The following is a 17,452-nucleotide window of genomic DNA, read 5'->3' on the forward strand; positions in this document are numbered from 1 at the left end:
GGGCACGGTTCGGCCCGACGCACAAACAAAAACGGCGGGGATCATTGATCCCCGCCGTTTCGTTTTCACGCTATCAAGGCGCGATCAGTTCGACGGAGGCGTGCGCTTGGCGGCCTCTTCGTCTTCTTCATCGGCCCTGGCTTCTGCAGCCTGCGCTGCGGCGTCGGCATGGCCATCGGCGACCGGATCGATCGACGGCGTCACCACGGCTTCGGCGACCGGGGCAGCGGCCTCGATCGGCGCGGCTTCCACCGCCACCGGCGCGACCGGCTGTTCCACGATCGGCGCAGTCTCGACGACCGGCGTGGCTTCAACGGCCGGGGCGGCCTCCACCACCGGGCCACTCTCACTGGCCACCGGCTTGGTTTCAACCACCGGGGTTGCTTCAACCACCTGCGGCTTCGATTCCACGACCGGCGCGGCCTCGACTGCGACCGGCTTCGTTTCGATCACCGGAGCGGCTTCAGCCACTGCGGTCGTTTCAGCCACAACCGGCTTTGCTTCGATCACCGGCGCGGCAGCGTCCACCACCGGAGTGGCGTCGGCGACCGGCTGAACCGGGGTCGCAGCGTCGATGGCATCGAGCATGCTGGTCTGCACCGGCGAGGACACCGTTTCAGTTTTCGCAGCAGCCTCGGCCGGCGCCTGCGCTTCAGCCGCGACGGGGGCGGCGACTTCGACCACGGCGCTGCTCACCACCGCAACCGGTGCGGAAACCGCAGCGGCGGCAGCGCGGGCCGGCTTCCCGGCTTCGATGGCGATCGGCTCGACTTCGTCATCGAAGTCGAACTCCGGCTGCGAACGGACCGGCTGCACCGCAGCAACCGGAGCGGTTCCGGCGGTGTTGTTGACGCTCGGCTCGGCGCCGTCGGTGTCTTCACCGTCATCACCATCGTCCTGGTCATCGCCCAGGGCGTCGCTGCCGACGGCATTCTCGGTGCCACCGCGACGACGGCGACGGCCACCACGACGGCCACGACGACGGCGGGTTGCGCCTTCGCCTGCCTGCTCGCCATTGGTGTCGGTTGCAGCCTCCTCGCCGGCAACCGCAGTCACCTCGGCCGCGCTGCCAGCGTTGGCAGCGGTGTCGGCCGACGCAGCGGCTTCCACCGGAGCGGCGGGTGCCGGAGCAACCGGCGTCACCGGCGCGGTGGCTTCCAGCGCGTTCACCCCGTTGGCGGCGACGGCCGTAGCGGCTACGGCTGCCGCTGCGGTCACGGCTTCGGCAGCTGCTTCGGCGGCATTGCGCTGCGGCTTCTCGGCCGGCTTGTCACCGTCCTGCTGCTGCGGGCGCGGCTGCTTGGGCTGCTTCAGCTTCGGCTGCTGGTTCTGGTTCTGGCCCTGCTGCTCGTTGCGCGGCTTGTTCTGCTGCTGCGGCTGCTGCTGGCCATCCTTGTGCTGCGGCTCCTTCTGCTTGCCCTGCTGCGGCTGCTGCTGCGCATTGCCGTTGTTGCCGTTGCGGCCGTCCTTGCGCTGCTCGCCGCGGTCCTTGCGGTTGCCGCCATCCTTCTGCTGCTGCGCGTTGCCATTGCCACGACTGTCGTCGCGACGGTCCTTGCGGTCCTTGTTGCGATCCTTGTTGCGGTCCTTGCGGCCACCGTCCTGCGACTGACGCGCCGCCGGAGCGGCCGGCGCCGGCGCCGGGGCCGGCTCGCCACCGAACACGCGCTTGAGCCAGCCGATCACGCCGCCGCTGGGGGCCGGGGCCGTCGGTGCGACCGCGACCGGGGCCGGGGCTGCCTTGGCCGGCTCAACTTCCTCGCGAACCGGGGCGGGCGAGGTGTGTTTGACCTGGGTCACCGCCGGCGGCGGGATGTTCAGCTGGCCCTTGGTCAGCGCGTGCACCGGCAGCTTGCGCGGGGTGCCCCGCTGGTAGCTGGGCTTGCTGCTTTCTTCACCCAACTCGTTCTCGCGCAGGCGGGTGACGGTGTAGTGCGGGGTATGCAGCTGCTCGTCGGCCACGATCACGATCGGCGCCTCGTGGCGCTGCTCGATCTCGCGCAGGGCGCTGCGCTTCTCGTTCAGCAGGTAATTGGCGATCTCCACGGGGGCCTGCACCAGCACCTGCCCGGTGTTCTCCTTCATCGCATGCTCTTCGGCGACGCGGATGATCGACAGCGACAGCGACTCGACGCTGCGCATGCGGCCGTGGCCGTCACAGCGCGGGCAGACGATCTGGCTGGACTCGCCCAGGCTCGGGCGCAGGCGCTGGCGGCTCATTTCCAGCAGGCCGAAGCGCGAGATGCGGCCGACCTGGACGCGGGCCCGGTCGTACTTCAGCGCGTTGGCCAAGCGGTTCTCGACCTCGCGCTGGTGCTTGTTGGAGGCCATGTCGATGAAATCGATGACCACCAGGCCACCCAGGTCGCGCAGGCGCAGCTGGCGGGCCACTTCCTCAGCCGCTTCCAGGTTCGTCTGGAACGCGGTGTCCTCGATGTCGCTGCCCTTGGTGGCGCGCGAGGAGTTCACGTCGACCGCGGTCAGTGCTTCGGTCTGGTCGACCACGATCGAGCCGCCCGACGGCAGGCGCACGTTGCGCTCGTATGCACCTTCGATCTGCGACTCGATCTGGAAGCGGTTGAACAGCGGGATGTCGTCCTTGTAGTGCTTGAGCTTGCGCAGGGTCTGCGGCATCACCTGCTGCATGAACTCGCGGGCGTGCTCGTACATCTCCTCGGTGTCCACCAGGATCTCGCCGATGTCGGCGCGCAGGTAGTCACGCAGGGCGCGCACGATCAGGCGCGACTCCTGGTAGATCAGGAACGGAGCCGGCTTGCTCAGCGCGGCTTCGGCAATGGCGCGCCAGACGTTGAGCAGGTAGTCCAGGTCCCACTGCAGTTCTTCCGCATCGCGGCCGACGCCGGCGGTACGGATGATCACGCCCATGTCGTCGGGAATGTTCAGCTTGTCCAGCGCGTCCTTCAGCGCGGCCCGGTCTTCGCCCTCGATGCGGCGGGACACACCACCGGCGCTGGGCGAGTTCGGCATCAGCACCATGTAGCGGCCGGCCAGCGAGATGAACGTGGTCAGGGCGGCGCCCTTGTTGCCACGCTCTTCCTTGTCGACCTGGACGACGATCTCCTGGCCTTCCTTCAGCAGTTCGCGGATGCCGGCCTTGTTGTGGTCGACGCCGGCCTGGAAGTAGTCGCGGGAGATTTCCTTCAACGGCAGGAAGCCATGGCGGCCACCGCCGTATTCGACGAAGGCCGCTTCCAGCGAGGGCTCGATGCGGAAGATCCGGCCCTTGTAGATGTTGGACTTCTTCTGTTCCTTCGACGGCTGCTCGATGTCGATGTCATACAACGACTGGCCATCCACGATGGCAACACGCAGCTCTTCAGCCTGCGTTGCGTTGATCAGCATTCGCTTCATTGTTGCGTTCCTCGCAAGCGGCTACCGCGCGGAACGCCATGGGGTTTCGCCTCTGGACACGGCTCGCCGCCCATTCGCGCAAGCGCGGGGAGGGCGGCTTGGGTTTCCAGCGCTACGACACCACGGCAGGCCGCGGGAGCGCTTCACTCTTATGGGTTTTGGGTGTTGCAGGGCCGCAGGCAGCTGTCAGCCAGGCTGGAGCGCCACGCGGGACATGTTCAGCACGGTTGCGTGTCAGGCATCCGGCGATGGCCGGGAAGGCCGGTGAGCCGCTAACATGGCCGCCCCGCGGGCGGTGGTCGCGCACTGTGCCGGATTCGTCGGAAGCTGGGCTTCTGGCCCTGAGTAACTTCCAACGAAATCAATCCCTTATCTCGCCCCCCGAGTGTAACAGAATAAACAGCCTGATGACCGCCCAAGACCCCACCAAGCCCGCAGGCGACAAGCCTTCCGTGCGCATGATCACCGTTCCCGCCGACCGCGCCGGCCAGCGCCTGGACAACTTCCTGCTCGGCCAGCTGAAGGGGGCCCCGCGCAGCCTGGTCTACAAGCTGGTGCGCAGTGGCCAGGTGCGGGTCAACGGCGGTCGCGCCAAGGCCGAGCGCAAGCTGGAGGCGGGCGATGAGGTGCGTGTACCACCCGTGCGTCTCAGCGAGGAGGGAGACAAGGCCGGTCCACCTGAGGCGTTCATGCGCCGCCTGGAGCAGGCCATCGTGTTCGAGGATGCCCGCCTGCTGGCCCTGAACAAGCCCTCTGGCGTGGCCAGTCATGGCGGCAGCGGCATCAGCTTCGGGGCGATCGAGACTCTGCGCGCGCTGCGCCCGGGGCAGACCCTGGAGCTGGTCCATCGGCTGGATCGCGACACCTCCGGCCTCCTGATCGTGGCCAAGAAGCGCTCGGCGCTGAGTGAACTGCAGGCCCTGCTGCGTGAAGACCATGGCGCCGGCATCCGCAAGCGCTACCTGACCCTGCTGGCCGGGCGCATGCCCGATGGCGTGATGACGGTGGACGCGCCGCTGCACGTGGGCCTGCGCCAGGGCGGCGAGCGCCATGTGCAGGTCAACGCGATCGGCAAGGAATCGATCAGCCACTTCCGGGTGCTGGAGCGCCGCGGCGGCCATTCGTACTGCGAGGTGCGCATCGAGACTGGCCGCACCCATCAGATCCGCGTGCACGCCCAGCATCTGGGCCACCCGGTGGCCGGTGACGACAAGTACGGCGATCCGGCGGTGAACAAGCGGCTTCGTGAGCAGATCGGGCTGAAGCGCCTGTTTCTGCACGCGGCTTCGCTGGAGTTCGCGCTGGATGACGGCAAGAGCCCATACGTGCTGAACGCGCCGCTGGCCGATGAGCTGGTTGAGGCGCTGGACCGCCTGCGCTGACGGCGGTTCGGCGGCGCCGGGTGCTTGGTCGGCGCCGTCGCTTTCCTGCGATGAGTGGGCTCGTCACTTTCTTTGCTCGTGCAAAGAAAGTAACCAAAGAAACACGCCGCCATCCGCGAGCCGGCGCTGCGCGCCGGTACCCTGCGCTCCTCGGTCCGCCGAGGGGCGGCGCGGAACTCGCTGCGCTCAGACACCCGCGCCTCTTCGCCCTCGCCGGACCTGCGGTGCTCGGCTCGCGACAAGGCGGACCTGACAGCCGCAGCGTAGACCCATACCCGCACGCAGCCCTTGTAGAGTCGAGCCACGCTCGACTCACGCGCGCAGCGCGGGCTTCGCTTTTTCATTCTTTCATCGCGCGGCTGGCACGCCTATAGCCTGTCAGAGGCCGGGCGAGGTGGGTTTGCGGTGGTGTAAGCGCCATGGATGGCGCGCCCAAGCCCCCAAGGATGGGTTTACGGCGTCCCCCGCAAACCCACCTCGGCCGGCCCAACCCGGAATGTCGCTCCGCCAGCCGCGAGGGGGCTCAGCCCGTTGGCCGGGAACCCCTCACCACTTGAACAGCACCAGGCTGATCGCCAGGGTGCCCATGCCGGCCACCAGTCCGTAAACCGTCTCGTGGCCCTTGGCATAGCGCTTGGCCGCCGGCAGCAGCTCATCCAGCGCCAGGAACACCATCACGCCGGCGATCAGTCCGAACACCCAGCCAAACGTGGCGTGCGACAACGATCCTGACAGCAGCCAGTAGCCCAGCGCCGCGCCCACCGGTTCGGCCAGGCCGGACAGCAGGCTGGCACTGAACGCATAGAACTTGTTCTGGGTGGCGAAGTACACCGGCACCGCGATCGCGATGCCCTCGGGAATGTTGTGGATGGCGATGGCGAAGGCCAGTGGCATGCCCACCGATGGGCTTTCCAGCGTGGCGAAGAAGGTCGCCAGCCCTTCCGGGAAATTGTGCGCGGTGATCGCGACCGAGGTCAGCAGTGCGACCCGCTTCAGGTACTCGCGGCTGTTCTCGCGGAACGCGGGGTCCTGCTTGTCCAGGCTGTCGTGCGGATTCGGAATGAAGTGATCGATCAGCACGATGACGATCACGCCCAGCAGGAAGGCCAGGGTGCCGTAGGTGAAACCGGTACGCTCTCCATAGGCCAGTGCGAAGGAAGCAATGGACTTGTTGAGGATCTCCGACAGCGACACATAGACCATCGCGCCGCCGGCGAAGGCCAGGCCGAACGCCAGCAGGCGCGGATTGGGGCGGCGCGAGAACAGCACCAGCAGGCTGCCGATGGCGGTGGCGAGGCCGGCCGCAAGAGTGACCGCCAGTGCGATCCAGATGTTTTCGGGAGGAATCTGCAGCATGTACCGACGCGGTCCTGGTCAATAGACAACCGCCCCGGACAAGGCCGGGGCGGCGAGGGCGAGGCGGGCGTCGGCTGGCCTCGTCGGGGCGCGGGCGATCAGCCGCCGCGGCGCAGGCGTTCTTCGATGGCGAAGCACTGGTCCGGCTTCGGCTGCGGCGGGTTGAAGCTGACCGGTACCTGGATGGTGGCCGGCACTGCAGCACCGTTGCGGGTGGCGGCCTTGAACTGCCAGCCCTGCACGGCGGTCCTGGCCAGTTCGTCCAGTTGCGGGTTGCCGGCCCCGGTCAACAGCGCGACCTCGCTCGGTTTGCCGTCGGCGCCGATGGTCACTTTGAAGGTGCTGGTGCCGCCCACGCCCATGCAGGCCAGCTCAAGCGGGTACTGCGGCGGCGGCGTCTTCACCGCGGCCACTTCGGTCGGCGGCGGCGGTGGTGGTGCCGGTGGTTCGGACGGGCCACAGCCGGCCAAGCCGGTCGCAGCGATCAGGGACAGGCTCAGCAAACGTACGTTCATGGCAGTTGCTCCGTCAGGGCCGAAGTCTTTGCCGCGCAGATGAAGTCGTTCTCGCTCAGGCCGCCCACATCGTGGGTGGAAAAGCGCACCACAGCGCGGTCGTAGTGCACGCCCAAGTCCGGATGGTGGTCCTCGCGGTGGGCAATCCAGGCCAGCGCGTTCACGAAGGCCATGGTGGCGTAGTAATCCTTGAAGCGGAAGGTGCGCGTCAGGGCCTGCCCGCCCTCGCTCAGCTCCCAGCCGGGAACCTGCGGCAGCAGTTCGGCCAGGCGGGCCTCGCCAAGCTTGTGGTCGCTGCCTTTGCGCGGCACGCAACGGGCCTGGGCCAGTGGAATCAGGTCGGCCATGGGAATCTCCACCTCGTGTTGACTGAACAATGCGCCGGACGGTGTATAAACCGAATGAGCGGCTGACGCGTACTTGGCTAGAATAGCCTGATGATCCAGATCTCCGACACTGCCCAGACCCACTTCCGCAAGCTGATCGAACGCGAGGGCGTGCCCGGCATGGGCGTGCGCCTGAGCGCGGTCGACCCCGGTACCCCGCGCGCCGACGCCCGGCTGGAGTTCGCCGAACCGACCGACCTGCTCGGCGATGAGTGGGCGGTGGACTGCGAAGGATTCACCCTGTACGTCGATGCCGGCAGCGTCGGCTGGCTGGACGGGGCCGAGATCGACATCGTCGCCGGTACCGCCGGCACCCAGCAGCTGACCATCAAGGCGCCGCGCATCAAGGGTGAAGCGCCCGGTGATGCGGCCTCGCTGGTCGAGCGCGTGCACTGGGTGGTGGAGAACGAAGTCAATCCGCAGCTGGCCTCGCATGGCGGCAAGGTGGCCGTGCAGGAAGTCTCGGCCGACGGCGTGGTACTGCTGCGCTTCGGCGGTGGCTGCCAGGGCTGTGGCATGGCCGACGTGACACTGAAGCAGGGCATCGAAAAGACCCTGATGGGCCGCGTGCCGGGCGTGACCGCCGTGCGCGACGCGACCGACCACGACAGCGGCCACGCGCCGTACATCCCGCGCGACAACGTCGCCTGATCGCTGACGCGTGCCTCTGACCCGGGCCGAGCAACTCATCGATCTACTGCTGGCGCGCCAGCAGCCCCGCGCCGTCCTCGAGAAGACCACGCGCCTGCCTTATGGCTGGGCGCTGTGGCTGCGCTCGCTGGGGCCGCTGCCGCGGCCGTACCACGCGCGCGACGTGATCGCGGTATTGCTGCCCCGACCGTTGCCGGGGCCACCCGGTCAATCGCCGCAGCTGTCGCCGTGGCAGGCGCTGCGCCGCTTGTTCTGGCAGGACTGGGACGCCGCGCCGCGCGACCAGCGCTGGATGCGTTGGGTCTCGGCCTTGGCCAGCGCGCTGCTGCATCTGCTGTTCTTCATGCTGCTGCTGTGGGTGGCGGTGATCCGCACCACGGCACCGGAAGCGGAGGGCGCCGAAGGCGAGCGCTTGCAGGTGGAGTTCGTCGGTCGCGCTACCCAGGAAGGCGGCGGCGATCAGCCAGGTGCGGAAGCGGCGGCCGCTGCACCGCCGGGCCAGGTTGCAGCTGGCCAGAACGCAGGGGCCGCAACGGCGCCTGAGCCGCGTCCGGCGTCCGCGTCGGCAGCTGCGTCCGCACCCGCTCCGGCTGCAGTGGCCAGCGTGCCGCCGCCGCCCACCGAATCTGAGCCGGCGCCGGTCGCGGCACCGCCGCCGTCTCCGGTGCAGGCCACCGAAGTAGCCGAGGCCAGTGCGGATTTCGTGGTGCCGCCGGTGAGCGTGCCGCGTACCGAGGTCAGCATCGTGCCGCGTGACACCACGCCCACGGTGCGCGAGCGCAGCGTGCAGCCCGTGCAGGCGCCGCCAGTCCCAACCCCACTGCGTGCGCCGGAGATCGCCGTGCCGGCACCGCAGCTGCGTGACATTCCGGTGCAGGAGCGCGAAGTCAGTACGGTCGAAGCGCCGGCAGTGTCGCAGCCGCTGCGCACGGCCGATGTGCAGGTCCGTGTGCCGCAGCGCGATGTGCAGGTGCGCGAGCGCGAAGTGCAGGCCGTGGTCGATCCGCAGGTACGGATGGCTGCTGTGGCCGGGCGCGAGCCGACCGTGCGAGCGCCGGCAGGCCGTGACCTGCAGGTGCGCGAGCGCGAAGTCGCGTCGGCACCCGCGGCGGCGCCTTCAACGTCCAGCGGCAGCGCGCCAGCGACAACGGCCGCGCCTGCGGCCAGTGGCAGTGCGCGCCAGGCCGAAAGCAGCACGCCACGGCCGTCCGCCTCCAGCACGGCACCGGCCCAGGCTGGAGCGCGCCCGGCCCCCGATCCGGGCAACTGGGCCACGCCCGCCAAGGGCGATGACTGGGGGGCGTCGAGCCGCAAACAGGACGGCGCCGACAAGGGCGCCCGCCAGGCCAGCGCCACCGGCAAGGGCAGTGGCCTGTTCAACGCCGATGGCAGCGTCCGCGTGCCGGGCCAGGAAGGCGATGGACGTGCCGAGCGCGGTGCGCCCGGTGGTGCCAACGATGGCTGGAGCAAGGAACGCATCGCGCAATCGGGCACCTGGTTGAAGCGACCGCCTTACGACTACACGCCCACGTCATTCGACAAATACTGGGTCCCGCAGGAATCGCTGCTGGCCGAGTGGGTGCGCAAGGGAATAAAGGCAATGGAGATTCCGTTGCCGGGTACCAATACGAAGATTTCCTGCGTGATCTCGATCCTGCAGGCCGGTGGTGGCTGTGGCCTTACCAATCCGAACATGCAGGACCAGCCGGCCGTGGCGCGGCCACCGCCGGACATTCCGTTCAAGAAAGAACTGCAGGAAGATAACGGGAGCCGGTAGGCTAGGGAGCGCGCCACGCCCTGGCAGGCTCGCTTGGGTAGGTGTCAATCTTGGTTGGCGCAGAAGCGCCGACCAAGGTCGGCATCCACCACGGCAGTGACCTTACGCGCTCTGCGACAGGAACACCCAGAACGGGACGTCGCGGCCAAGCCAGTCGCGGCTGGTCTCGTCCATCACGTCCAGCAGGGTGTCGAAGTCCTTCTGCGCGGTGGCGCGCAGCGCGTCCACGTCGCACAGGAACAGTGCATAGCCGTTGGCTGGCAGCCATTGCAGGTCGCGTAGATTGTCCGACAGCGCATCCCAGTTGCCGCCGAAACCGGCCGGAAAATCCAGCTGCGCGGCCAGCCGTGCGAGCAGGGTGCGCTTGTCGGCCACCCCTTCCAGATCGATGCGGATCACCTTCAGCCCGGCATCGCGCATTGCGGCGGCCAGGGCGCCGATGTCGTCGCTGTCGATGGTGTAGACACCGGCATTGTTGATGTCGTGCAGGCCGAGGCCGAAATCGTCATGGCTCATCACTGCGCTCCCTGGGCCGGTACGGTGAAGCTGCGGAATGATTCGTAATGGTCGTCGGTGTAGTACCACGCCTCCGGCGGATCGCCGCCGGTGACGATGCGGCGCGTGCCACGGGTGCGCGCTCCGGGGGTGTCCACGGTGTATTCGCGGTAGTAGCCGCGCGGACGCTGCGGCAACTGCTGTTCGCGGTTGCCGAACGTGCTGCCATCCTGGCGGTGCGGGAACGGCCCGCCGCGCTGGATCAGCGCGATCGTCTGCCGGGCTTCGGCGGGCAGGAAGGCGGGCAGACCGTTGCCCTTGCCGGGCGTGGCCCTGGCCGGTGCGCGCGCGGCAGGCGCACCCTGCAGGTCCGGCGCGAACTGCGGCGCCGGCGGGCGCTGCATGAAATGGTTGACTACCAGGCCGAGCAGCAGCAGGGCGATGGCGGTGATCAGCAGCCGGGGGTTGCGCATGGGCAAGGGAGCGGGCGAGGGTGGTGCTCGCACTGTAGCGCCTGCGCGCTGCACGGCGCATGAGGAGGGGGCTGCGTCACCGCCGCGTAACAATTGCCGTCGTGCTCACCGGCGGGACGCAATTTCCTTTACATCCCCCTTGGTAATCTGCCGTTCTGTCCCCATCATTCACCGCGCACCGCCCGACAACGTCGGGTGCCCTCGCAATCAGGAGATGCACCATGGCCTATACCCTGCCCAAGCTGTCCTACGCCTACGACGCGCTGGAACCGCATATCGATGCGGCGACGATGGAAATCCATCACACCAAGCATCACCAGACCTACATCAACAACGTCAACGCGGCGCTGGAAGGCACCGAGTACGCTGACCTGCCGGTCGAAGAACTGGTGAAGAAGCTCAAGTCGCTGCCGGAGAACCTGCAGGGTCCGGTGCGCAACAACGGTGGTGGCCATGCCAACCACTCGCTGTTCTGGACCGTGATGGCTCCCAATGCTGGCGGCAACCCGGTGGGCGACGTGGCCAAGGCCATCGACAAGGACCTGGGCGGCTTCGACAAGTTCAAGGACGCCTTCACCAAGGCGGCGCTGACCCGTTTCGGCAGCGGCTGGGCGTGGCTGAGCGTGACCCCGGACAAGAAGGTGGTGGTCGAAAGCACCGGCAACCAGGACAGCCCGCTGATGGAAGGCAACACCCCCATCCTCGGCCTGGACGTGTGGGAGCACGCGTACTACCTGAAGTACCAGAACCGTCGCCCGGAATACATCGGCGCGTTCTTCAACGTCATCGACTGGAACGAAGTCGAGCGCCGTTACCAGGAAGCGATCGCCTGATCGCGGTGATGGGATGAACGGAGAAGGCCGGGGAAAACCCGGCCTTTTCTGTTCCAGCAATCATTCGGTAGTGCCGGCCGCTGGCCGGCAATCGTGAGATCCCCGGGGAGCCGGCCAGCGGCCGGTACTCCCTATTCGGCGGTGGCCGTATTGCCTTGCAGGCGCAACGTGGCCATCACGCCCAGGCGCAGGCCGGGCAGGTCGCCGTCGGCCGGCAGCAGGATCGGCTGCTGGCGGATGCCGTCGAAATGCTTGACCTGGAAGAGCACATCCAGACCATGGCCAGTGCTGCCCCCGCCACTGGCCGCAGGCGCCTCGGCTCGGCCGCCGGGATTGCGCCGCGCCGGCTGGAAGCCCGGCGTGCTGCGCACCAGTTCCATCGTGTTGGCCGAGAAGTCGCCGGCGATCAGGCTGGGCATGCCCTCGGCGGTGGCACCAATCCAGGTCATCAAGTCGCTGGTCTGGTGCTGGCGCGCGGCGGCCTCGTCCGGGTCGGGGCGGAGCCGTGCCACATAGATGTTGACCAGCGCCTCGCCCAGCTTCAGCCGCATCATGCCGGCCGCGCTGAAGGTGCCGGGAGGATGCAGCAGGGTTACGCCGTCCTCGCTGACCGGCAGCCGGGTCAGCATCGCGTTGCCATGCCGCAATGTCTGGCTGGGTGGATCGGCGGTAACGAAGTCGCAGCTGTAACGCAGCCGGCTGGCCAGCCAGCAGGCCGGGTTGCGGCCCTGCTGCTGCAGCACCTGCTGCACCGAGATCACGTCCGGCTGCAGGTCGGTCAGCAACTGCGCGACCTGCTCGCGGCGCAACTTCCATTGCGCATCATCGTGGCTGGGCAGCTCCAGCGCGGCCACCGTCAGCTGGCGGGAGCCGCTTTCGCTGGCCGCCGTGGCCGGTGCCTGCGGCCGCGCCTGTGCCTGCAACGCCATCAGCAGCATCAGGCAACTGAGCAGGAGACGGGCGGGGGGGAGGGGGCGCATAACGATAAGTTTACGCTTTTGTCGTGCAGGTGCCGTGACTTCCGGCACGGAGCGCGGTTGCCTGCCATGGATGGGCACCGTTGTCATGCAGCCCTGCAGCGTGCTTCGCAAGGCCCGGTTCCGGTAACCTTGCGCCTTTCGCTTTGCAGGAATGCCTTACAGGATGAGCCACGACGCAGTTGCCCCCATCGCCGGCCAGGGAAAGATGCCGCGCCAGATCCCGTACATCATCGGCAATGAGGCCTGCGAGCGGTTCAGTTTCTACGGGATGCGCAACATCCTGGTGCAGTTCCTGATCACCTCGCTGCTGTTGCAGGAAATCACAGCCGAAGGCCGTGCCGGTGAAGCCAAGGACATCATGCACAGCTTCATGATCGGTGTGTATTTCTTCCCGCTGCTCGGAGGTTGGCTGGCCGACAGGTTCTTCGGCAAGTACCACACCATCCTCTGGTTCAGCCTGGTCTACTGCGCCGGCCATCTGTGCCTTGCCCTGTTCGAGAACAGCCGCGAGGGCTTCTTCCTCGGCCTGGGCCTGATCGCCCTGGGTGCCGGTGGCATCAAGCCGCTGGTGGCCTCCTTCATGGGCGACCAGTTCGACCAGAGCAACAAGCACCTGGCCAAGATCGTCTTCGACGCCTTCTACTGGATCATCAACTTCGGCTCGCTGTTCGCCTCGCTGCTGATCCCGCTGGCGCTGAAGAACTGGGGCCCGCAGTGGGCGTTCGGCATCCCGGGCATCCTGATGTTCATCGCCACCTTCGTGTTCTGGCTGGGCCGCAAGCGTTACGTGCTGGTGCCGCTGCCACCGAAGGACCCGCACTCGTTCGCCAACGTGGTGCGCACTGCGCTGACCGCACGCGCGGCCGGCCAGGGCCGCCCGGGCCTGGTGATCGCCGTGCTCGGCCTGGTGCTGGCAGCGGCGTCGTTCGGCCTGGTCGGTTCGCTGGGCATCGTGATCTGCCTGTGCCTGGCGCTGGTGGCCATTCTCGCCGGCATCGGTGGCGGCACCTGGTTGCAGCTGGACCGGGCCCGTGGCCAGCATCCAGCCGAAGCCGTGGAAGGCGTGCGCTCGGTGCTGCGCGTGCTGGTGATCTTCGCGCTGACCACGCCGTTCTTCTCGCTGTTCGACCAGAAGGCCTCGACCTGGGTCCTGCAGGGCCAGCAGATGCAGATGCCGAGCTGGTTCACCGCCTCGCAGATGCAGGCGCTGAACCCGCTGCTGGTGATGATCCTGATTCCGTTCAACAACCTGGTGCTGTACCCGGCCCTGCGCCGCTTCGGCTTGGAGCCGACCGCGCTGCGCCGCATGACCGCCGGCATCGCCTTCAGTGGCCTGGCCTGGATCGTGGTCGGCGGCATCCAGGTGGTGATGGACGGCGGCAACGCTTTGTCGATCTTCTGGCAGATCCTGCCGTATGCATTGCTGACCTTCGGTGAGGTGCTGGTCTCGGCCACCGGCCTGGAGTTCGCCTACAGCCAGGCGCCGCAGGCGATGAAGGGCGTGGTGATGAGCTTCTGGAACCTGACCACCACCATCGGCAACCTGTGGGTGCTGCTGTCCAACGCTGCTGTGCGCAACGATGCGGTGACCCACAAGATCGCCAGTACGGGCCTGAGCGAGGCGGCATTCCTGATGTTCTTCTTCGCCGGTTTCGCCTTCGTCGCGGCGTTGGCCTTCGGTTGGTACGCGAAACGCTATCGTATGGTCGACAACTACCGTAGCGCCTGAGCCTGACATGACCCCCGTCAATCTGCTGTTGATCGCCATCACCGCCCTCCTGTCGTGGATGGCGTTCAACAATCGCAAGCTGGCCGACCGCCTGATCCTGTGGCCGCCGGCCATCGACCGTCACCGCCAGTACGACCGGCTGGTGACCTATGGCTTCATCCACGCCGACTGGTCGCACCTGATCTTCAACATGATCACCCTGTTCTTCTTCGGGGGATTCATCGAGAGCGTGATGGTGCAGCTGACCGGCAGCTACCTGACCTACCCGGCGTTCTACATCGGTGCGCTGCTGGTCTCGATCCTGCCCAGCTACCTGAAGAACCAGAAGAACCCGAACTACCTGAGCCTGGGCGCGTCCGGGGCGGTGTCGGCGGTGTTGTTCGCCTTCATCCTGATCAAGCCGTGGTCGATCATCCTGGTGTTCTTCATCCCGGCACCGGCCATTGTCTATGCCGCGTTCTACGTGGGCTACAGCATCTGGATGGACAAGCGTGGTGGTGATCGCATCAACCACAGCGCCCACCTGGCGGGCGCGGCGTTCGGTGTGATTTTCATGCTGGCCATGCAGCCGAGCATCTTCACCCACTTCCTGCGCGAGCTTTCCAACCCGACCTTCCGCCTCGGCGGCGGTTGAAGCGGGTAGCGGGGCGAATCGGTGACGATTCGCCCCGGTTTTCAGAGCGTGTGCTGCTGGCCGTAGGTATCCAGCAGGCGGGCGAACACTTCCTCGCCGATGCGCTGGAAATCCTGGTCTTCGGTCTGCCCTTCCACCGCAAGTTGCAGCAGGCCCTCCAGCAGGGCGCGGTCAGTATCTGAATGGGAATCGCTGGGGTGCATCGGAGCCTCCGCGGGGGTGCGCATGGTCAACGGTCGCAAGGGGCGTGCCAAGCTGGCCGTACCCCTCCACAGGCGATAGCGGCCGTCAGCGCTCCAGCTTGAGGGTCGCAAACTGACGTGAATGGATCAGACTTGCCCCTGTTCAGGCTTCACGCGATCATGGCGCCCGGCTGCGCACCATCCACGCAGTCGCCGCAGGAGACAGTTCCATGGCTTCGGTCACGCCCCCCGGTCTGGCCTATGAGGTCGAACACGACCTGGCCAACCATCGCTTCACCGCCCGTGTGCGTGGACAGCTGGCGGTGCTGGACTACCAGATCAAGCGCAAACGCATGGTGATCACCCACACCGAGGTGCCTGAGCCGATCGCCGGCCGTGGCATCGCCGGTGAGCTGACCCGCGTGGCACTGCGTTTCGCCCGCGAGCAGAAGTACAAGGTGGTGCCGGCCTGTTCCTACGCCGAGGCTTTCCTGCAGCGGCACGAGGAGTACCACGACCTGCTCGTTGGCTGAGTGCCAGCGGGCCACGCTTCAGCCATGGCAGGCGATGATGTACAAACATGAACAGGGGATCCCGATGAAGATTGGAAACAACCGGCCACTGCGCGGCAGTGCGTTGGCCGGCGTGGTGGGCGTGCTGTTGCTGGCCGGTTGCCAGCGTGAAAGCGAGCCGGCACCGGCGGCTGAGGCGGCTCCCGCCGTCGAGGCCACCGCCGCAGCCGAAACGCCGGCCACGGAAGCGCCGCTGGACCTGCGCGACGTGATCGAGAACAACGAGCGCGAAGTGGTGGGCATCAGCTACCCGGCCGGCATCGACCGTTATCCGGGGTTGGCCCGTGCGCTGCAGAACTATGCGACGAGTGCGCGCAGTGACCTGCAACAGGCGTTGGACGGGCTCGGCAACGACAAGCCGACCATGCCCTACGAGCTGTCGCTGAGTTTCGAGAAACTGCTGGAAACCCCGCAGCTGGTGGTGGTCAGTGCTGATGGCAGCCGCTACACCGGTGGCGCCCACGGCGAACCGCTGGTGGCGCGCTTCGTATGGCTGCCGCAGCAGCAGCAGATGCTCAGTGCCGACAAGCTGGTGACCGATGCCAAGGGCTGGAAGGTGATCAGTGAGTTCGTCGCCGACCAGCTGCGCGAACGCGTGGCCACGCGGCTCAGCGGCGAGGACATGGACCCGGCCCAACTGCAGGAATCGCTGCGCAACGCATCGCGCATGATCGCCGACGGGACTGGCCCGCAGGCCGACAATTTCAGCCAGTTCCAGCCACTGACCGACGACAAGGGGCAGATCACCGCGCTGCGCTTTGTTTTCCCTCCGTACCAGGTGGGTCCATACTCGGACGGCACCCAGACCGCCGATGTACCGGCGGCGGTGCTGTTGCCGCACGTGGCCAGGGACTACGTGGAGCTGTTCGCACGCGGTTGACCGCAGTGGAGGAGGTGGCGTGGATACAGGGTTGCAGGAGCGGGTCACCGGCCTGCTTCACGAAGCCGGGGTCCGCATCGGCGGTACCCAGCCGCAGGACATCCAGGTGCATGACCCGCGCTTTTTCGCGCGGGTCATGGCCCACGGCTCGCTCGGCCTGGGCGAGAGCTACATGGACGGCTGGTGGGATGCCAACGTCCTGGATGAATTCCTTGTCCATCTGATGCAGGCGCACCTGGATGAACGGGTGCACGGCTGGCGCGAAGTGGCCGATGCGCTGAAGGCGCGCCTGTTCAACCTGCAGGCCGGGCAGGGCAGCTACGAGGTCGGCCGCCGCCACTACGACCTCGGCAACGATCTCTACCAGGCCATGCTGGGCCAGCGTCTGGTCTACAGCTGCGGCTACTGGCGCAATGCCGATGATCTCGATGCCGCGCAGGAAGCCAAGCTGGACCTGGTCTGCCGCAAGCTGGGCCTGCGCCCGGGCCAGCGTGTGCTGGACATCGGCTGTGGTTGGGGCGAAGCGCTGAAGTTCGCCGCTGAGCGCTACGGTGTGAGTGGCGTCGGCGTGACGATTTCGCAGGAGCAGGCCGAGTTCGCGCGGAACCTGTGCGCGGGCCTGCCGATCGAGATCCGATTGCAGGACTACCGCGAGCTGGACGAACCGTTCGATGCGATCTTCTCGATCGGCATGTTCGAGCACGTCGGTGACAAGAACTACGCCAGCTTCTTCGAGGTGGCCAAACGCTGCCTGTCGCCGCGTGGCCTGCTGCTGTTGCACAGCATCGGCACCAACGTCTCCCGGCATCGCACCGACCCGTGGATCGCGCGCTACATCTTTCCCAACTCGATGCTGCCGTCGGCGGCGCAGATCACCCGGGCGTTCGAAGGCCGTTTCGTGCTGGAAGACTGGCACAACTTCGGCACCGACTACGACCTGACCCTGCAGGCATGGCGGCGCAACGTGGAAGCAGCGTGGCCACGGCTGGATGCGCGCTATGACGAGCATTTCCGCCGCATGTGGCGCTTCTACCTGGCCGGGTCGATGGCCACCTTCCGCTGCCGGCACGCGCAGCTGTGGCAGCTGGTGCTGTCGCCGGAAGGCGTGCCGGGCGGGTACGTGGTGCCACGGTAGTGTTGCGTCGGGAGAGAGGGATAGATCAGGCCTGATACGACACTCATTGACGTTGACTACGGGTATTGCACGGCCTGCTCTCCGCAAGGGTGCCGACGAC

At 67.1% G+C, this 17,452-nt stretch carries 17 protein-coding genes; 9 read left to right on the forward strand and 8 right to left on the reverse strand.

The features are described from left to right. Window positions 1-84: 84 nt before the first annotated feature. A complete protein-coding gene (locus tag AC5P8J_RS03990) occupies window positions 85-3,372 on the reverse strand; it encodes an Rne/Rng family ribonuclease (protein WP_495216626.1) in 3,288 nt (1,095 codons plus the stop codon). A 407-nt stretch (window positions 3,373-3,779) separates the two neighbouring features. Between AC5P8J_RS03990 and AC5P8J_RS03995 the strand changes: the two genes are divergently transcribed. Continuing rightward, window positions 3,780-4,754 carry an RluA family pseudouridine synthase gene (locus AC5P8J_RS03995; protein WP_031269982.1) on the forward strand — a complete coding sequence of 325 codons (975 nt, stop codon included), beginning with the start codon at window positions 3,780-3,782 and terminating at the stop codon, window positions 4,752-4,754. Between the two features lie 546 nt (window positions 4,755-5,300). Here AC5P8J_RS03995 and zupT read toward each other — a convergent pair. The 3 genes from zupT to AC5P8J_RS04010 form a co-directional block, all read right to left on the reverse strand. After that, window positions 5,301-6,110, reverse strand: coding sequence for a zinc transporter ZupT (zupT, locus tag AC5P8J_RS04000; RefSeq protein ID WP_010486740.1), 810 nt, complete (start codon window positions 6,108-6,110; stop codon window positions 5,301-5,303). Between the two features lie 98 nt (window positions 6,111-6,208). Continuing rightward, window positions 6,209-6,625, reverse strand: a complete 417-nt coding sequence (locus AC5P8J_RS04005; protein ID WP_010486743.1) for an energy transducer TonB — start codon at window positions 6,623-6,625, stop codon at window positions 6,209-6,211. After that, window positions 6,622-6,972, reverse strand: coding sequence for a 4a-hydroxytetrahydrobiopterin dehydratase (locus tag AC5P8J_RS04010; RefSeq protein ID WP_021203009.1), 351 nt, complete (start codon window positions 6,970-6,972; stop codon window positions 6,622-6,624). Before AC5P8J_RS04010 ends, AC5P8J_RS04005 begins: the two co-directional genes overlap by 4 nt. A gap of 90 nt (window positions 6,973-7,062) precedes the next feature. Here AC5P8J_RS04010 and AC5P8J_RS04015 point away from each other — a divergent pair, with 90 nt between their 5' ends. Further along, the gene (locus AC5P8J_RS04015; RefSeq protein WP_021203010.1) at window positions 7,063-7,662 is read left to right on the forward strand and encodes an NfuA family Fe-S biogenesis protein; all 600 of its coding nucleotides are present in this window, start codon (window positions 7,063-7,065) and stop codon (window positions 7,660-7,662) included. 10 nt (window positions 7,663-7,672) lie between these two features. Then, window positions 7,673-9,439: a hypothetical protein gene (locus AC5P8J_RS04020; RefSeq protein WP_495216627.1), complete on the forward strand. Its 1,767-nt coding sequence runs from the start codon at window positions 7,673-7,675 to the stop codon at window positions 9,437-9,439. 102 nt (window positions 9,440-9,541) lie between these two features. Here the strand turns inward: AC5P8J_RS04020 and AC5P8J_RS04025 are convergent, their stop codons facing one another. Together AC5P8J_RS04025 and AC5P8J_RS04030 are read right to left on the reverse strand one after the other, a co-directional pair. Further along, window positions 9,542-9,955, reverse strand: a complete 414-nt coding sequence (locus AC5P8J_RS04025) for a barstar family protein (protein ID WP_021203012.1) — start codon at window positions 9,953-9,955, stop codon at window positions 9,542-9,544. Further along, entirely contained in the window at window positions 9,955-10,407 is a 453-nt protein-coding gene (locus AC5P8J_RS04030) for a guanyl-specific ribonuclease (protein ID WP_134732539.1), read from the reverse strand. Before AC5P8J_RS04030 ends, AC5P8J_RS04025 begins: the two co-directional genes overlap by 1 nt. A gap of 221 nt (window positions 10,408-10,628) precedes the next feature. Here AC5P8J_RS04030 and AC5P8J_RS04035 point away from each other — a divergent pair, with 221 nt between their 5' ends. Beyond that, on the forward strand, window positions 10,629-11,240 hold the full coding sequence (locus AC5P8J_RS04035; RefSeq protein ID WP_005410310.1) for a superoxide dismutase: 612 nt from the start codon (window positions 10,629-10,631) through the stop codon (window positions 11,238-11,240). 131 nt (window positions 11,241-11,371) lie between these two features. On the opposite strand, the gene AC5P8J_RS04040 is transcribed toward AC5P8J_RS04035, so the two are convergent. Then, a complete protein-coding gene (locus tag AC5P8J_RS04040) occupies window positions 11,372-12,220 on the reverse strand; it encodes an endonuclease/exonuclease/phosphatase family protein (RefSeq protein WP_021203014.1) in 849 nt (282 codons plus the stop codon). 163 nt (window positions 12,221-12,383) lie between these two features. On the opposite strand from AC5P8J_RS04040, the gene AC5P8J_RS04045 reads away from it, so the two are divergent. Beyond that, window positions 12,384-13,949, forward strand: a complete 1,566-nt coding sequence (locus AC5P8J_RS04045; protein ID WP_111098433.1) for a POT-type proton-dependent oligopeptide transporter — start codon at window positions 12,384-12,386, stop codon at window positions 13,947-13,949. A 7-nt stretch (window positions 13,950-13,956) separates the two neighbouring features. After that, on the forward strand, window positions 13,957-14,583 hold the full coding sequence (locus tag AC5P8J_RS04050; protein ID WP_005410307.1) for a rhomboid family intramembrane serine protease: 627 nt from the start codon (window positions 13,957-13,959) through the stop codon (window positions 14,581-14,583). Window positions 14,584-14,624: 41 nt separating this feature from the next. Here the strand turns inward: AC5P8J_RS04050 and AC5P8J_RS04055 are convergent, their stop codons facing one another. After that, on the reverse strand, window positions 14,625-14,786 hold the full coding sequence (locus AC5P8J_RS04055) for a hypothetical protein (RefSeq protein WP_167692790.1): 162 nt from the start codon (window positions 14,784-14,786) through the stop codon (window positions 14,625-14,627). Between the two features lie 209 nt (window positions 14,787-14,995). On the opposite strand from AC5P8J_RS04055, the gene AC5P8J_RS04060 reads away from it, so the two are divergent. The 3 genes from AC5P8J_RS04060 to cfa are packed head-to-tail and all read left to right on the forward strand — an operon-like array spanning window position 14,996 to window position 17,352. Further along, a complete protein-coding gene (locus AC5P8J_RS04060; RefSeq protein WP_005417588.1) occupies window positions 14,996-15,298 on the forward strand; it encodes a GNAT family N-acetyltransferase in 303 nt (100 codons plus the stop codon). A 37-nt stretch (window positions 15,299-15,335) separates the two neighbouring features. After that, window positions 15,336-16,217, forward strand: coding sequence for a DUF3298 and DUF4163 domain-containing protein (locus AC5P8J_RS04065; protein WP_134732265.1), 882 nt, complete (start codon window positions 15,336-15,338; stop codon window positions 16,215-16,217). Window positions 16,218-16,236: 19 nt separating this feature from the next. Next, the gene (gene cfa / locus AC5P8J_RS04070; RefSeq protein WP_134735844.1) at window positions 16,237-17,352 is read left to right on the forward strand and encodes a cyclopropane fatty acyl phospholipid synthase; all 1,116 of its coding nucleotides are present in this window, start codon (window positions 16,237-16,239) and stop codon (window positions 17,350-17,352) included. Window positions 17,353-17,452 lie beyond the last annotated feature (100 nt).

The sequence above is a fragment of the Stenotrophomonas sp. YJH_SMC_37 genome, assembly GCF_059370035.1.

Excerpts from the sequence above, each read along its gene's own strand:
- AC5P8J_RS04015 (WP_021203010.1), top strand. The coding sequence starts at position 7,063 with ATGATCCAGATCTCCGACACTGCCCAGACCCACTTCCGCAAGCTGATC.
- AC5P8J_RS04055 (WP_167692790.1), bottom strand. The coding sequence starts at position 14,786 with ATGCACCCCAGCGATTCCCATTCAGATACTGACCGCGCCCTGCTGGAG.
- AC5P8J_RS04040 (WP_021203014.1), bottom strand. The coding sequence starts at position 12,220 with ATGCGCCCCCTCCCCCCCGCCCGTCTCCTGCTCAGTTGCCTGATGCTG.
- AC5P8J_RS04050 (WP_005410307.1), top strand. The coding sequence starts at position 13,957 with ATGACCCCCGTCAATCTGCTGTTGATCGCCATCACCGCCCTCCTGTCG.
- AC5P8J_RS04010 (WP_021203009.1), bottom strand. The coding sequence starts at position 6,972 with ATGGCCGACCTGATTCCACTGGCCCAGGCCCGTTGCGTGCCGCGCAAA.
- AC5P8J_RS03995 (WP_031269982.1), top strand. The coding sequence starts at position 3,780 with ATGACCGCCCAAGACCCCACCAAGCCCGCAGGCGACAAGCCTTCCGTG.
- AC5P8J_RS04030 (WP_134732539.1), bottom strand. The coding sequence starts at position 10,407 with ATGCGCAACCCCCGGCTGCTGATCACCGCCATCGCCCTGCTGCTGCTC.
- AC5P8J_RS04035 (WP_005410310.1), top strand. The coding sequence starts at position 10,629 with ATGGCCTATACCCTGCCCAAGCTGTCCTACGCCTACGACGCGCTGGAA.
- AC5P8J_RS03990 (WP_495216626.1), bottom strand. The coding sequence starts at position 3,372 with ATGAAGCGAATGCTGATCAACGCAACGCAGGCTGAAGAGCTGCGTGTT.
- AC5P8J_RS04045 (WP_111098433.1), top strand. The coding sequence starts at position 12,384 with ATGAGCCACGACGCAGTTGCCCCCATCGCCGGCCAGGGAAAGATGCCG.
- AC5P8J_RS04065 (WP_134732265.1), top strand. The coding sequence starts at position 15,336 with ATGTACAAACATGAACAGGGGATCCCGATGAAGATTGGAAACAACCGG.
- AC5P8J_RS04060 (WP_005417588.1), top strand. The coding sequence starts at position 14,996 with ATGGCTTCGGTCACGCCCCCCGGTCTGGCCTATGAGGTCGAACACGAC.
- zupT (WP_010486740.1), bottom strand. The coding sequence starts at position 6,110 with ATGCTGCAGATTCCTCCCGAAAACATCTGGATCGCACTGGCGGTCACT.
- AC5P8J_RS04025 (WP_021203012.1), bottom strand. The coding sequence starts at position 9,955 with ATGAGCCATGACGATTTCGGCCTCGGCCTGCACGACATCAACAATGCC.
- AC5P8J_RS04005 (WP_010486743.1), bottom strand. The coding sequence starts at position 6,625 with ATGAACGTACGTTTGCTGAGCCTGTCCCTGATCGCTGCGACCGGCTTG.